Raw genomic sequence first — 13,239 nt, 5'->3', positions numbered from 1 at the left:
GACCGCTGCGGAAGATGCCTATGGTCACCGCCATGAGCCTCCGCATCAAGAGGGCCTACGAGGATCCTTCGCCCTCCGACGGATACCGCGTGCTGGTGGATCGCGTCTGGCCCCGCGGCAAGACCAAGGAATCCGTCGCCATCGACGTCTGGATGCGCGACGTGGCCCCCAGCACCGAGCTGCGCAAGTGGTTCGGCCACGACCCGAACCGGTGGGCCGACTTTCGGACCCGCTACCTCGAGGAGCTCCGACACGAGCCTGCCCGGGCCCTCGTGGCGGAGCTCGCCGATCGGGCGTCCCGTGGCACGTTGACCCTGGTCTACGGGGCCAAGGACGAAGAGCACAACCAGGCCGTCGTCATCGCCGAGGCCATCCATCGCCATATGGCCGCCCCTTCGCACGAGCCCGCACAGCATCCCTGAAGGAAGCTTCGAGCCGGCTCCTTCCTTCCCGTCTGGAGCTACCCCCTGTGGGCGACGATGGCCTCGGCGAGCTCGCCGAGGATCGCGCCCGGGACGGGATGTTCCGTGTCCACGGTGCGATCGGCGTCTGCTGGTGCCTCGTAGTCCACGCCGACGCCCGGCAGCGTCGATTCCGGCGAGGCCCGGGCTCGAGCGTAGAGGCCCTTGGGATCCCGTCTCTCGCAAGTGGCGGCGCTGCATCGGGCGTGTACGAGGAAGAGCTCGGGGACGATCGACCGGATCGACCGCCGCAGCGCCGCCGAGTGGGCCGTCGCCGCAACGATCGCGGCGGCGCCGCCTGCCGAGACGCGGGAGGCCGCCCAGGCCAGCGCCCGGTAGACGATCTCCCGCTCCCACGCCTCGTAGGTCGGCGCCGGGGTGATCGCCGCCCGCGCCTCGTCGGAGTCCAGGATCACCGGGCGGACGCCCCTCTCGCGGAGCGCGTCGGCGAGACGGCGGGCGAGGGTGGTCTTTCCCGAGGCCGGTCGTCCCGTGATCCAGACGACACCGCCGCCGGTCACGCCGCCGCTCGATCGACGAGCGAGTCGATCGCGAGCGGATCGAAGCGGTCGACGTCCAGCACCCGATCGATGAAGCGGAAGAGGGTCCGGCGCACCGCGGTCGGCACGCCCGGGTACCAGACGGGCGAAGCGAGGACGAGCGCGCGCCACACGAAGAAGGGCGGCAGCATAAGGCCCAGGTCCGCGTCGTCGGTGGCCTCCTCGTAGCGCAGGAAGAAGCGCGTCCACAGGGCGCGCATGGAGCCCGCGAAGCGGCCGCGGGCGAGGAGGGCGAAGTAGAGGAAGTTCGTGGTCAGGGCCGCCACGTCGTCTGCCGCCTCGCCCCACTCGCCGCGGCTGCGGTCGACGAGGGAGAGGGCCGGGCCGTCGAAGAGGATGTTCCAGGGATGGAAGTCCCCATGCACCCGGCAGAGCCTGCGGGAGCAGGCCTTGAGCCGGGCCCTCCAGCCGACGCAGCGGCGCTCGATGTCCACGAGGATCGAAGGGCTCGCGAAGCCGGTGAGATCCCTCCCGTCGTAGCTGTCGAGGAGCCCCGCGATCCCCTCGCTGCCGCCGAACGTGTCGCGTGTGCGGCGGACGTACGCCTCCGCCGAGCTCCCGCGGTCGGCGTGGATCCGAGCGAGGTAAGAGGCGAGGGCGTCCAGGTGGTCGAGCTCCGGCAGGAGCGGGCGCTCGCGGGTGGAAGCCCGCTGGAGCTCGAGGAAATACGGCACCCCTTCCGCATACTCCGTGAGCACGAAGAAGTCCCGCGTGCCCTCGAGGGAGGTCAGCCGCCCCTCGCGATCGATGGCCCCGACGTCGATCGCGCGCACGTGCGCAGGGAGCTCGTTGTCGGTCTCGTAGGCGAGGAGCACCGAGGACGCGCGGTCGGCGAGGGTGTCGTGGCCGAACCCGCAGCTCCCGCCGCGATGGAGCACGAGCGCCCGTTCCGGCGTGCCCTCGAGGACGATCCGATGGAGCGCGCCGTAGCCGAAGCCCTTGCCGCCCGCCTTCGTCTTCATCGGCTCGATCGACGCCACCCGCGCGGAGAAGCGCTCCTCGATGTAGCGGGTGAGCTCGAAGGTCGGAAGGACGGCGCGGCAGCCCGAGACGGGTTTGGGCTGGGGCTCCAGGTTCATGGCGGCGCGTGCTCCTCCGACGGGGCGGCCACCTGGAGCCAGGAGATCACCTCCTCGTCGCGGAGCTGGGAGAAGTCCTCGTACCAGGCGCCGATGGCCCAGAGGCTCTCCGGCTCCTCCGGGCACACGAGCTCGTCCACCTCCTCGCGGAGCTCCCGAGCGGTCTCGGCAGGGGCCACCGGGACCGCGAGGACGATCCGCTTCGGATGGAGGTCGCGGAGGGACTCCAGCGCCGCCCGCACCGTGCCGCCGGTGGCGATGCCGTCGTCGACGAGGACCACGGTGCGACCCTCGAGAGAGGGCAGGCGCTTGCCGCCCCGGTATTTCTCCACCCGCCTCGCGAGCTCCCTGCGCTCCGCCGCCTCCACCTCCGCGATCCGGGACTCCGAGAGGGCGAGCAGTCGCACGGTGTCGCGATTGACGTAGCGGCCGCCCCCCTCGGCCACGGCTCCGAACCCGAGCTCCGGCTGGCCCGGCGCACCGAGCTTGCGAGAGACGATCACGTCGAGCGGAGCGCCGAGCGCCCGCGCCACCGGCACGGCGACGGGAAGGCCGCCGCGGGGGAGGGCGAGCACGATGGGCGTCCTGTCCCCCAGGTCGGGGAGCATGGAGGCGAGCACCTCGCCGGCTTCGGTCCGATCACGAAAGATCCGCATGTCCGCTCCGGGCCCTGGGTCACGACAGCACGGTCTCCAAACGGTAGGGCGCGACCCGCCCGGCGCGCAGCGGCCGAGCGCCTCTCGAGGCGGGTCGGGCCCGGGGGCAGCGAAATTCCTCTCCTCCCTGGTTTTGTTCTAAAAGGCACCATGGACTTCCTCGTAAAGACCGATCAGATCAAGGCGGCCCCGCTTCGCCAGCAGCGCGAGCTCAGACTCGCGGACCTCGACGGGATCCTTCACGCCGAGCCGCCCACCGCCTTTCGCGCCGCCGCCGCCACGACCCTCGGCACCCGCCTGGAGCGCGTGAACGAGCGCGACATCGTCTTCGAAGGGGACGCCGAGCTGCGCGTCGAGACCGACTGCAAGCGCTGCCTCGCGGCGGTCCCCCTGGAGATCCCGCTGCACTTCCTCCTCGACCTCGTGGATCGGGACAAGGTCGCGGACCTGGTGGCGAACGCCGCCGGCGACGATGACGGCGATGGCGAGATCGGGGGGTCCTTCGCGGCGGACGACGCGAACCAGATCCTCTACTCGGGCCGGGAGATCGACCTCGCGCCGATCGTGCGGGAGCAGATCCTCCTCGCGCTCCCCATGGACAGCCTCTGCCGGGACGACTGCAAGGGTCTCTGCCAGGTCTGCGGCCTCAACCTGAACGAAGGAGCCTGCTCCTGTGACCAGCACGTGCCGGATCCCCGGTGGGCTGGTCTCAAAGGAATCAAGATCGATCGTTGATTCCTGACGCCTTCCCGTGTAGAAGGCGCGTTCCGCAACGGCCTCGGGCTGCGTGAACCACGCGCGCCTAAGGGGGGCCGCAACTGCGAAGAGGAGCAAGTCGTGGCCGTCCCCAAGAAGCGTACGTCCAAGCAGAAGCGCGACCAGCGCCGCGCGAACTGGAAGATCTCGCCCCCGAACGTGACCCGCTGCGCCTCCTGCGCCGCGCCGGTCCTCAGCCATCGGATCTGCCCCTCCTGCGGCACCTACAAGGGCAAGCAGGTCGTGCAGGTCGCCGAGTAGCGCGCTCGATCGATGGCGCGGATCGCCGTCGACGCGATGGGGGGCGATCGCGCCCCACGAGTCGTCGTCGAGGGCGCCGTCCAGGCGTGTCGTGAGCTCGGAGTGGAGACGATCCTCGTCGGTGACGAGGGTCGAATCCGCGCCGAGCTCGCCCGCCTTCGCGCAACCCATTTGAAGCCGGTCTCCGTCCGCCATGCCTCGCAGGTGGTGGAGATGGCCGATCACCCGCGTCAGGCGATCCGCGGCAAGCGGGACGCCTCGATCCGGGTGATCTTCGATCTGGTCGCGAGCGGCGAGGCGGATGCCGCGCTCTCGGCCGGAAACTCCGGCGCCATGCTCGCCGCGGCGCAGCTCGTGCTGGGCAGACTGCCCGGCGTCGAGGCGCCTGCGGTCCTCGCGATCCTCCCCGTAGGCCAGAGGCGGGTAGCCCTGCTCGACGCCGGGGCCCGGGTGGAGGCGCGTCCCATCGACGTCGTCCAATACGCGCTCCTCGGCGAGGCGTACGCCCGCCGTGTGCTCGGCGTGCCGAGGCCACGAGTGGCGCTGCTCTCGAACGGCGAGGAGGCGTCCAAGGGCACCGCGCTCACCCGGAGCGCCATGGAGGCCCTCGCGCGGGATCCCTTCATCGATTTCCTCGGCTACGTGGAGGGGAAGGACGTGTTCGCTGGCGTCTGCGACGTGGTCGCCACCGACGGCTTCACCGGCAACGTGATGCTCAAGACGGCCGAGGGCGCCGCCCTCGCGTTCCGCGGCATGCTCGAGGCGAGCATCCGGCGGTCGCCCGTCGCAAAGCTCGGCGGCATGCTGCTGCGGCCTGCGCTCCGCGCGCTCCGGAGCGAGCTGGACTACGCGGAGTACGGCGGCGCACCGCTGGTGGGCTGCGACGGAACCGTGATCCTCGCCCACGGGCGGTCGGGCGCCAGGGCGATCCGCAGCGCGATCCGAATGGCGGCGGAGGCGGCCTCCATCGACCTCCGCGACGAGCTCTCGGCGGCAGGGGCAAGGGCCGCCACTCTCTTCTGAGAGGACCATCGAAACATGCGCGAGACGACGCGATGCGCCAAACGCCGCGCTTTACGAACCGCTCGGGTTTCGGTATCACGCGCGGCCCATTGTCTTTGAACCGGATGCGAGGGCAGCCATGGCGGGACAGATCGCGATCCTCTTCCCTGGACAGGGGAGCCAGACCGTCGGGATGGGCAAGGCCCTCTACGACACCTTCCCCGAGGCCCGGGAGATCTTCGAGAGGGCCGATGAGGCCCTCGGCGAGAAGCTCTCGGCCCTCTGCTTCGAGGGCCCGGAAGAGGCCCTGAAGCTCACGGCCAACACCCAGCCCGCGATCCTCACGGTGAGCATCGCCGCTCACGAGGTCTTCGCCCGCCGCTTCGGCGGCCGGCCCGCGTTCGTGGCGGGTCACTCGCTCGGAGAGTGGTCGGCTCTCACCGCCGTCGGGGCGATCTCCCTCGAGGACGCGGTCCGCTCGGTGCGGCTGCGCGGCCAGTTCATGCAGGCTGCTGTGCCGGAGGGCGTGGGGGCCATGGCCGCCATCCTCGGCCTCGAGCCCGAGAAGGTCCGCGCCGCGTGCGAGGAGGTGGCGGAGGGCGACGTGGTCTCTCCCGCCAACTACAACTCTCCCGAGCAGACCGTGATCGCCGGCTCCGCCGCGGCGGTGGAGCGGGCCCAGGCCCGGTGCAAGGAGCTCGGCGCCAAGCGCGCGGTTCCCCTGCCCGTTAGCGCGCCCTTCCACTGCGCCCTGATGGCGCCGGTGCAGGGCCGCCTCGCAGAGGTGCTCGGCCAGGTCGAGGTGCGCGCGCCCTCGGTCCCGGTGGTCACCAACGTCGAGGCCTCGCCCAACTCCGACGCGTCGCGGATCCGCGGCCTGCTGGTCGAGCAGGTGGTCGCGCCGGTACGATGGATCGAGTGCGTGCAGACCATGGCCGCGAGCGGGGTCACGCACATGGTGGAGATCGGGCCCGGCAAGGTGCTCACCGGCCTGGTGCGGCGGATCGACCGCGGCATCGAGCTGGCGAACGTCGAGGACCCGGCTTCGCTCGAAAAGACGCTCGCTGCGCTTGTTTGACTTTCGCCCTCCCCGTAGAAACGGGGGCTGGCGCGCAAGCGCTCGGGGTTGTGAGCGCCGGCGCGCTCGAGGAGCCTGACGTGTTCGATTTCAAGGGAAAGGTGGCGCTCGTCACCGGCGGCTCGCGCGGGATCGGCCGCGCCATCTCGGTGGCCCTGGCCAAGGGCGGCGCGACCGTCGTGATCAACTACGCCGGCAACGAGGCGGCGGCGCTGGAGACCTGCGGGCTGGTCGAGGCGGCCGGCGGCAAGGCCGAGGCGAAGCGCTTCGACGTGGCGGACTCCGCCGCCTGCCAGCAGGCGATCGACGAGACGGTGAAGGCCCACGGCGGCCTCCACGTGCTGGTGAACAACGCCGGCATCGCGATCGACGGCCTGCTCCTGCGCCTCAAGGACGACGACCTCGACCGCCAGCTCGCGGTGAACCTAAAGTCGGCCTTCTACCTGAGCCGCGCCGCTGCCCGTCCGATGATGAAGCAGCGGACCGGCAGCATCGTGAACCTCACCTCCGTGGTGGGCGAGATGGGCAACGGCGGCCAGACCGCCTACGCCGCCACGAAGGCGGGCCTCATCGGCTTCACCAAGAGCTTCGCCCGGGAGCTGGCGAGCCGCGGCGTCCGCGCGAACCTCGTCTCCCCCGGCTTCATCGACACCGACATGACCCGCGACCTGCCGGAGGACGTGCGGGCGAAGATGCTCGAGGCGATCCCGCTCGGGCGGCTCGGGTCTGCGGAGGAGGTCGCCTCGGCGGTGGCCTTCCTCGCGTCCGACGCCTCGTCCTACGTGACGGGGGAGGTCCTCCGGGTCAACGGCGGCATGTACATGTAGCGGCACGGCCGCCGGCCGGATGGTGGGGATCGAATTCCCGGACCACCTGGCAGGCGGCTCTATGCTATGACGCACGCACGGTGCTCCGGCGTGCGGGGGGCCGGTCCCCCGGGAGCCAGGCCACGGTGGTGGGTTCCCAACCAGCCGGAACGCAGCAACGAAGCAGCATCGGAATCAAATTCACGCCGCCTGAAGAAGGCGGCCGCATATCGGAGAGGTCGTTTTCATGGCGGCTACCCAGATCGAGACGAAGGTCAGAGGCATCATCGCAGAGCAGCTCGGCGTCGGTGAGGACGAGATCAAGACGGAGTCGTCCTTCGTCGAGGACCTCGGCGCGGACAGCCTCGACATCGTGGAGCTGGTGATGGCGATGGAGGAGGAGTTCGAGGTCGAGATTCCGGACGAGGAAGCCGAGAACATCAAGACCGTCGGCGACGCCATCAACTTCATCAGCACGCACAAGAAGTAGCCGCCGCCTCATCAGCGGCATTCGGTCGGGAGCCTCCCGGGAGGCCGCCGGCCCGGGCCTCGAGAGTGCGAGGTCGGGCCGGAACGATTCCTCCGGGAGCTCCCGCCGGTTCGAGGCCGCGATCGCGCGCCGCCGGATGATCCGGCCCCTGGCCGCGGTTGCTGCCAAAGGTGGTGGATGAGCGTCTGCCCCTGCTTCCAGAGGGATCGCAAAGTATGAAGCGACGCGTCGTCGTCACAGGAATGGGGATGGTCTCCGCCGTGGGGATCGGTGTGGAGGAGGGTTGGAAGGCCCTGCTCGCCGGAACCAGCGGGATCGACCGGATCACGCTCTTCGACCCCACCGACTTCACTTCGCAGATCGCGGGTGAGGTGAAGGGCTTCGAGCCGGAGAAGTTCATCGACAAGAAGGAAGCCCGCCGGATGGACCGCTTCGTCCAGCTCGGCATGGCGGCTTGCGACATGGCGATGCGCCAGGCTGGCTTCGACCAGCCGGTCGACGGTCCCCTCGCGGATCGCTTCGCCACGATCCTCGGATCGGGCATCGGCGGCCTCTCGAGCCTCGAGGACGAGCACAAGACGCTGCTCGGGAAGGGCCCCAAGCGCCTCTCGCCCTTCTTCATCCCGATGATGATCGCCAACCTCTTCCCGGGCCACGCGTCGATCCGCTGGGGGGCGAAGGGGCCGTCCTGGTCGCCGGTGAGCGCCTGCGCGACGGGTGCTCACGCGATCGGTGAGGCGCTGAAGACGATCCAGCGCGGCGATGCCGACATGGCCCTCTGTGGCGGCGCCGAGGCGGCGATCACGCCCCTGGGCATCGGCGGCTTCAACGCCATGCGCGCGATGTCCACGCGAAACGACTCGCCCCATACCGCCTCGCGGCCCTTCGACAAGGATCGCGACGGCTTCGTGCAGGGTGAGGGCGCAGGCGTCCTCGTGATCGAAGAGCTCGAGCACGCGAAGGCGCGCGGCGCGCAGATCATCTGCGAGCTGGTGGGCTATGCCACTACCGCGGACGCGCACCACATTACGGCTCCGTCCCCCGACGGCGCGCCCCGGTGCATTCAGCTCTGCCTGAACGACGCCGGTCTCCGTCCGGAGGAGGTGGGCTACATCAACGCCCACGGCACCTCCACGCCGCTCAACGACGCCAACGAGACCGCGGCGATCAAGACGGTCTTTGGCGAGCACGCCTACAAGCTCGCGGTGTCCTCGACCAAGTCGATGACGGGGCACACCCTGGGCGCCGCCGGCGGCATCGAGGCGGTGATCTCGGCCCTCGCGCTCCTGCGCGGCGTGCTCCCGCCGACCACGAACTACCAGACCCCGGATCCGGACTGCGATCTGGACTACGTGCCCAACCAGCCCCGCGAGGTGCGGGTGGACGCGGCGATCTCCAACTCCTTCGGCTTTGGCGGCACCAACGTGGTGCTGGCGATGCGCCGCTGGAGGGGCTAGCGCCATGAAGGTCGCAGTCGGCTGTGATCACGCCGGGCTCGAGTTGAAGAAAGAGGTCTCGAAGCTCCTCCAGAAGAGGGGCTTCGAGATCGACGACGTGGGCACCTTCGGAAACGACTCCGTGGACTACCCGGACTTCGCCTCGCAGGTCTCCCGCAAGGTGGGCTCCGGCGAGGTGCGCTTCGGCGTGCTGGTCTGCGGCACCGGCCTCGGGATGTCGATCGTCGCGAACAAGTACCGCGGGGTGCGCGCGGCGGTTTGCACCTCGGAGTTCGAGGCGCGGGCCACGAGGGCCCACAACGACGCCAACGTGCTCTGCCTCGGCGAGCGGGTGGTGGGCATCGGCCTCGGCGCCGCGATCGCGGAGGCGTTCTTCGACACGGAGTTCGAAGGCGGACGCCACCAGCGCCGGGTTCAGAAGATCTCCGACGCGGAAGACGAGAACGCGCGGTAGAGCGGTAAGAGCGTCTTTCGACGATCCGCCACACGAACGGCCCCACACGGGGCCACGGAGCACCTGAGATGACCCCCCACGATCGCAGCCTCGCCGAGATCGATCCGGCCATCGCCGGCCTGGTCCGCCAGGAGGCCGAGAGGCAGGCCCACGGCCTCGAGCTGATCGCCAGCGAGAACTTCGTGTCCCGCGCCGTCCTCGAGGCGGTGGGAAGCGTCCTCACCAACAAGTACGCCGAAGGCTACCCCGGCAAGCGCTACTACGGCGGCTGCGAGGTGGTCGACGAGGTGGAGCAGCTCGCGATCGATCGCGCGAAGCAGCTCTTCGGCGCCGAGCACGCGAACGTGCAGCCGCACTCGGGCTCCGGCGCGAACATGGCGGCGTACTTTGCGGTGGCGAAGCCCGGGGACAAGATCCTCGCGCTCGACCTGAATGCAGGCGGCCACCTCACCCACGGCGCCAAGCCCAACTTCTCGGGCAAGCTCTTCGACGTGATCTCCTACGGCCTCACGCCCGACGAGATCATCGACTACGACGCGGTCGACCGCCTCGCCCAGGAGCACAGGCCCAAGGTGATCGTGGTGGGTGCCTCGGCGTATCCGCGGATCATCGATTTCCAGCGCTTCCGCAAGGCGGCGGACGCCTGCGGCGCCGTGATGCTGGTGGACATGGCCCACATCGCGGGACTCGTGGCGACGGGCCTCCATCCCTCGCCGGTGCCGCTGGCGGAGCTGGTGACCTCCACCACCCACAAGACCCTCCGCGGCCCCCGCGGCGGCCTCATCCTCTGCAAGGAAGCGTACGCGAAGACGCTCAACTCGCAGATCTTCCCCGGCATCCAGGGCGGTCCCCTCGAGCACGTGATCGCCGGCAAGGCCGTGGCCTTCCTCGAGGCGCTGCGCCCCGACTTCAAGGCCTACCAGCAGCGGATCGTCGACAACGCCCAGGCGCTCGCCAAGGGCCTCGTCAGCGCGGGTCTGCGGCTGGTGTCCGGCGGTACGGACAACCACCTGATGCTGGTCGACCTCCGCCCCAAGAGGACCACCGGCAACGTGGCCGAGGTGGCGCTGGGGAAGGCCGGGATCACGGTGAACAAGAACATGATCCCGAACGACCCCGAGAAGCCCATGGTCACCAGCGGGATCCGGATCGGGACGCCCGCCGTGTCCACCCGTGGGATGGGCGCGCCCGAGATGGTCGAGATCGCCGGCCTCATCGGCGAGGCCCTGGACGCCCCCGAGGACGACGCCCACCTGGCGCGAATCCGGGGCCGGGTGCTCGAGCTCGCCCGGCGCTTCCCGCTCTACGGGTTGCCCTGAGGTCCTTCGCGGATGAAGTGCCCCTTCTGCGGTGAGCTGGAAGACAAGGTCATCGACAGCCGCGTGTCGCAGGAGGGTGGCACCATCCGGCGGCGGCGCGAGTGCGTCGTCTGCGGCCGCCGTTTCACCACGTATGAGCGGGTCGAGGAGATCCTGCCACTGGTGGTGAAGAAGGACGGCACACGCCAACCCTTCGATCGGCAGAAGGTCCTCGCCGGCGTGCAGCGGGCGTGTGTGAAGCGCCCCGTCACCGGGGAGATGCTGGAGGAGCTCGTCTCGGACGTGGAGCGGCTGCTCCAGGAGTCGGGCGAGAAGGAGATTCCGTCCAAGGCCATCGGCGAGGCGATCCTCGAGAGGCTCCAGCCACTCGATGACGTCGCCTATGTCCGCTTCGCGTCCGTCTACCGTGAGTTTCGCGACGTGGGCGAGTTCCTGAAGGAGCTCTCGGCCCTCGAGGGCCGTCAGGCGAAGAAGGGATGAGCGCCGCCGAGAGCTTCATGCGGCGCGCGATCGAGGAGGCCCGGAAGGCCCTCGGCCGCACCAGCCCCAATCCGCCGGTGGGCGCAGTGCTCGTGAAGGAGGGCCGTGTCGTCGGGGTGGGGCACCACGCCCGCGCGGGAGGCCCTCACGCCGAGGCGGCCGCTTTGGCGGACGCCGGCGAAGAAGCGCGCGGCGCCGATCTGTACGTCACCCTCGAGCCTTGCGACCACCAGGGGCGCACACCGCCTTGCTCCGCCGCGATCGTCCGGGCCGGCGTAGCGAGGGTCTTCGTGGGGACGCCGGATCCGAACCCGATCGTCTCCGGCCGCGGGATCCAGCGCCTCGAGGCGGAGGGGATCCCGGTGGAGGTCGGCCCTCTCGAGGCGGAGTGCGAGGCGCTGATCGAGGGCTGGACCTCCTTCATCCGCTCGGGCCGCCCGTGGGTGATCGCCAAGGTCGCCGCCACCCTCGATGGACGCATCGCCACCCGCACCGGGGACTCCCGCTGGATCACCGGCGACGAGGCCCGGGCTCGAGTGCATCGGCTCCGAGACGAGGTCGACGCCGTGATCGTGGGGCGCGGCACCGTGGAGGCCGACGACCCCCTGCTCACGGCGAGGATCCCCGGCGGACGCGATCCGCTCCGCGTGATTCTCGACAGTGGGCTCGGGATCGCGCCGGACGCGAAGCTCCTCACGGCGCCGTCCTCGGCGAAGACCTTGATCGCCTGCGTCGGGCCGGCCGCGCCCGAGAGGGCGGATCGGCTTCGGGCGGCTGGCGCCGAGGTCGTGGAGTGCGCGAGCTGGGGGGGCCGGGTGGACCTCGCCTTCCTCCTCGCCCATCTGGCGGCCCGCGGCGTGGTGCAGGTGCTGGTGGAGGGGGGCGCCCGCGTCTTCGGGGCCTTCCTCGAGGCCGGCCTGGTCGACCGCCTCCTGGTCCACTACGGCCCCGTGGTCTTCGGCGGCGGTCCCGCCTGGACGGACGCGCCCGCGGTCGATCGGGTCGCAGACGCGCTGCGCGTGCGCTTCGAGCGCGCGGAGCTCGTGGGCGGCGACCTGCTGGTCGACGCGCGGCCCATCCGCGACCGCGGCTGATCGGGGGCCCTGCGGGAGGGCGTGAGACCTTCCGGACGGCTGGGCTTTGACGCAGGGTGTGCGTTCGTGTTTGCTTGAAGCCATCCCATTGCCCCGAATCGTTTACGACAGGAGAGCCGAGATGAGCCCTTTGCGACGTGTCCTTGTCCGGATGAGCTTTCTCGTACTCGCAGCCGCGACCGCTTGTGGCGGGGACGGCTCCGGCTCCGGCTTCGATGGTCCCGTGATCGTCTCGTTCGGCGCGGATCCCGCCCGGATCGTGTCGGGGCAGAAGTCGGTGCTCTCCTGGCAGACGGACGGAGCCGCCGAGATCGCGATCACCGACGAAGACGGCCGCTCCGTCGACCTGCGCGGTGAGCCTGCTTCGGCGGGCAGCGTCCAGGTCGCGCCGAAGAAGACCACGCGCTATGACCTGAAGGCCAAGGCCGGAGGGATCGCGAGACTGAGCTCGACGAAGGTGATCGTGGATCCCTCGGAAGCGACGATCGACTCCTTCGAGGCGGAGCCCGCTCTGATTGATCGGGGCGGACGATCGACGCTCTCTTGGAAGACGAAGGATGCCGAGTCGATTCGGATCGTGGATGGCGACGGGGTCGACGTCCCGGGAGCCGGCCGCCTGAACCCGGAGGGCTCGCTCGAGGTGACGCCGCAGGCGACCACGACCTATACCCTCGAGGCCCGTCGCGGCGAGGCCGTCGCCAAGGCTGAGGCCACGGTGCAGGTGCTCGGGCCGCCGGTGGTTTCTTTTTTCGCGGATGACGCCGTCATCGACCACCAGGGCTCTACGCTGCTGCACTGGACCGTCTCGGGTTCGACGCAGATCGAGGTCAAGTCCGGCTCGTCCGTGTTCTCCCGCAACGAGCCGTCCGGCTCCCTCTCCGTCTCCCCGCAGCAGAGAACGTCGTACGAGCTCTTCGCAAAGGGCCCGGGCGGCGAGACCTCCCGCACGCTGTCGGTGTCGGTGAGGCCGATCCTCGTCTCGTTCGAGTCCGCGGGGCTCGGGGGACCCTACCCGGTCGGCGCGACCCTACCTCTGAAATGGGAGATCAAGGGCGCCGCTCAGCTCCTCCGGGTCTTCGTCACGAACTTCGACGACTTCGACGAAGAGATCCTCCTCAACCAGCGGTTCTCCGGCCTCGCGAACGTACCCGTGCCGCCGGATGGACGCTTCCGTCTCAAGGCGGTCCAGGAGGACGAGTCCGTCGAGATGGACGTGGTGGTCGAAGTCCTCTAACGCGCTTACCCGGCGAGGATCCCAACGCTCCCGGTTTGGGGTAGGGTGGCGC

General features: G+C 70.0%; 16 protein-coding genes. 13 read left to right on the top strand and 3 right to left on the bottom strand.

From position 1 onward, the window contains the following. The first annotated feature begins 32 nt into the window (after positions 1 to 32). Positions 33 to 422: a DUF488 domain-containing protein gene (locus AKJ08_RS08030; RefSeq protein ID WP_050727482.1), complete on the top strand. Its 390-nt coding sequence runs from the start codon at positions 33 to 35 to the stop codon at positions 420 to 422. Between the two features lie 38 nt (positions 423 to 460). Here AKJ08_RS08030 and AKJ08_RS19755 read toward each other — a convergent pair whose 3' ends face one another. The 3 genes from AKJ08_RS19755 to AKJ08_RS08015 are packed head-to-tail and all read right to left on the bottom strand — an operon-like array spanning position 461 to position 2,756. Further along, entirely contained in the window at positions 461 to 982 is a 522-nt protein-coding gene (locus AKJ08_RS19755; RefSeq protein ID WP_050725592.1) for an adenylyl-sulfate kinase, read from the bottom strand. Continuing rightward, entirely contained in the window at positions 979 to 2,100 is a 1,122-nt protein-coding gene (locus AKJ08_RS08020) for a phosphotransferase family protein (protein ID WP_050725591.1), read from the bottom strand. Before AKJ08_RS08020 ends, AKJ08_RS19755 begins: the two co-directional genes overlap by 4 nt. Further along, positions 2,097 to 2,756 (bottom strand): phosphoribosyltransferase, encoded by a 660-nt coding sequence (locus tag AKJ08_RS08015; protein WP_050725590.1) that lies wholly within the window; start codon positions 2,754 to 2,756, stop codon positions 2,097 to 2,099. The genes AKJ08_RS08020 and AKJ08_RS08015 overlap by 4 nt, the downstream gene beginning before the upstream one ends. Before the next feature lie 150 nt (positions 2,757 to 2,906). Here AKJ08_RS08015 and AKJ08_RS08010 point away from each other — a divergent pair, with 150 nt between their 5' ends. The 12 genes from AKJ08_RS08010 to AKJ08_RS07955 all read left to right on the top strand — a co-directional run bounded on the left by AKJ08_RS08010 (position 2,907) and on the right by AKJ08_RS07955 (position 13,187). Continuing rightward, positions 2,907 to 3,491, top strand: a complete 585-nt coding sequence (locus AKJ08_RS08010) for a YceD family protein (RefSeq protein WP_050725589.1) — start codon at positions 2,907 to 2,909, stop codon at positions 3,489 to 3,491. Between the two features lie 102 nt (positions 3,492 to 3,593). Next, positions 3,594 to 3,773 (top strand): 50S ribosomal protein L32, encoded by a 180-nt coding sequence (rpmF, locus tag AKJ08_RS08005; RefSeq protein WP_050725588.1) that lies wholly within the window; start codon positions 3,594 to 3,596, stop codon positions 3,771 to 3,773. Between the two features lie 12 nt (positions 3,774 to 3,785). Further along, a complete protein-coding gene (gene plsX, locus AKJ08_RS08000) occupies positions 3,786 to 4,796 on the top strand; it encodes a phosphate acyltransferase PlsX (RefSeq protein ID WP_050725587.1) in 1,011 nt (336 codons plus the stop codon). Between the two features lie 118 nt (positions 4,797 to 4,914). Next, on the top strand, positions 4,915 to 5,853 hold the full coding sequence (gene fabD / locus AKJ08_RS07995) for an ACP S-malonyltransferase (RefSeq protein ID WP_050725586.1): 939 nt from the start codon (positions 4,915 to 4,917) through the stop codon (positions 5,851 to 5,853). 80 nt (positions 5,854 to 5,933) lie between these two features. Next, positions 5,934 to 6,680: a 3-oxoacyl-[acyl-carrier-protein] reductase gene (fabG, locus tag AKJ08_RS07990; RefSeq protein ID WP_050727481.1), complete on the top strand. Its 747-nt coding sequence runs from the start codon at positions 5,934 to 5,936 to the stop codon at positions 6,678 to 6,680. Between the two features lie 226 nt (positions 6,681 to 6,906). Further along, the gene (gene acpP, locus AKJ08_RS07985) at positions 6,907 to 7,149 is read left to right on the top strand and encodes an acyl carrier protein (protein WP_050725585.1); all 243 of its coding nucleotides are present in this window, start codon (positions 6,907 to 6,909) and stop codon (positions 7,147 to 7,149) included. Between the two features lie 215 nt (positions 7,150 to 7,364). Further along, on the top strand, positions 7,365 to 8,606 hold the full coding sequence (fabF, locus tag AKJ08_RS07980; RefSeq protein WP_050725584.1) for a beta-ketoacyl-ACP synthase II: 1,242 nt from the start codon (positions 7,365 to 7,367) through the stop codon (positions 8,604 to 8,606). 4 nt (positions 8,607 to 8,610) lie between these two features. Then, entirely contained in the window at positions 8,611 to 9,060 is a 450-nt protein-coding gene (rpiB, locus tag AKJ08_RS07975; RefSeq protein WP_050725583.1) for a ribose 5-phosphate isomerase B, read from the top strand. A 68-nt stretch (positions 9,061 to 9,128) separates the two neighbouring features. Further along, positions 9,129 to 10,379, top strand: coding sequence for a serine hydroxymethyltransferase (glyA, locus tag AKJ08_RS07970; RefSeq protein ID WP_050725582.1), 1,251 nt, complete (start codon positions 9,129 to 9,131; stop codon positions 10,377 to 10,379). Between the two features lie 12 nt (positions 10,380 to 10,391). Next, positions 10,392 to 10,859 carry a transcriptional regulator NrdR gene (nrdR, locus tag AKJ08_RS07965; protein ID WP_050725581.1) on the top strand — a complete coding sequence of 156 codons (468 nt, stop codon included), beginning with the start codon at positions 10,392 to 10,394 and terminating at the stop codon, positions 10,857 to 10,859. After that, positions 10,856 to 11,953 carry a bifunctional diaminohydroxyphosphoribosylaminopyrimidine deaminase/5-amino-6-(5-phosphoribosylamino)uracil reductase RibD gene (gene ribD / locus AKJ08_RS07960; protein WP_050725580.1) on the top strand — a complete coding sequence of 366 codons (1,098 nt, stop codon included), beginning with the start codon at positions 10,856 to 10,858 and terminating at the stop codon, positions 11,951 to 11,953. The genes nrdR and ribD overlap by 4 nt, the downstream gene beginning before the upstream one ends. A 151-nt stretch (positions 11,954 to 12,104) precedes the next feature. Beyond that, positions 12,105 to 13,187, top strand: a complete 1,083-nt coding sequence (locus AKJ08_RS07955) for a hypothetical protein (protein WP_050725579.1) — start codon at positions 12,105 to 12,107, stop codon at positions 13,185 to 13,187. Positions 13,188 to 13,239 lie beyond the last annotated feature (52 nt).

Origin of the sequence: Vulgatibacter incomptus, assembly GCF_001263175.1 — a bacterium.
Taxonomy (GTDB): domain Bacteria; phylum Myxococcota; class Myxococcia; order Myxococcales; family Vulgatibacteraceae; genus Vulgatibacter; species Vulgatibacter incomptus.
This window is presented reverse-complemented; position numbering and strand designations above follow the sequence as displayed.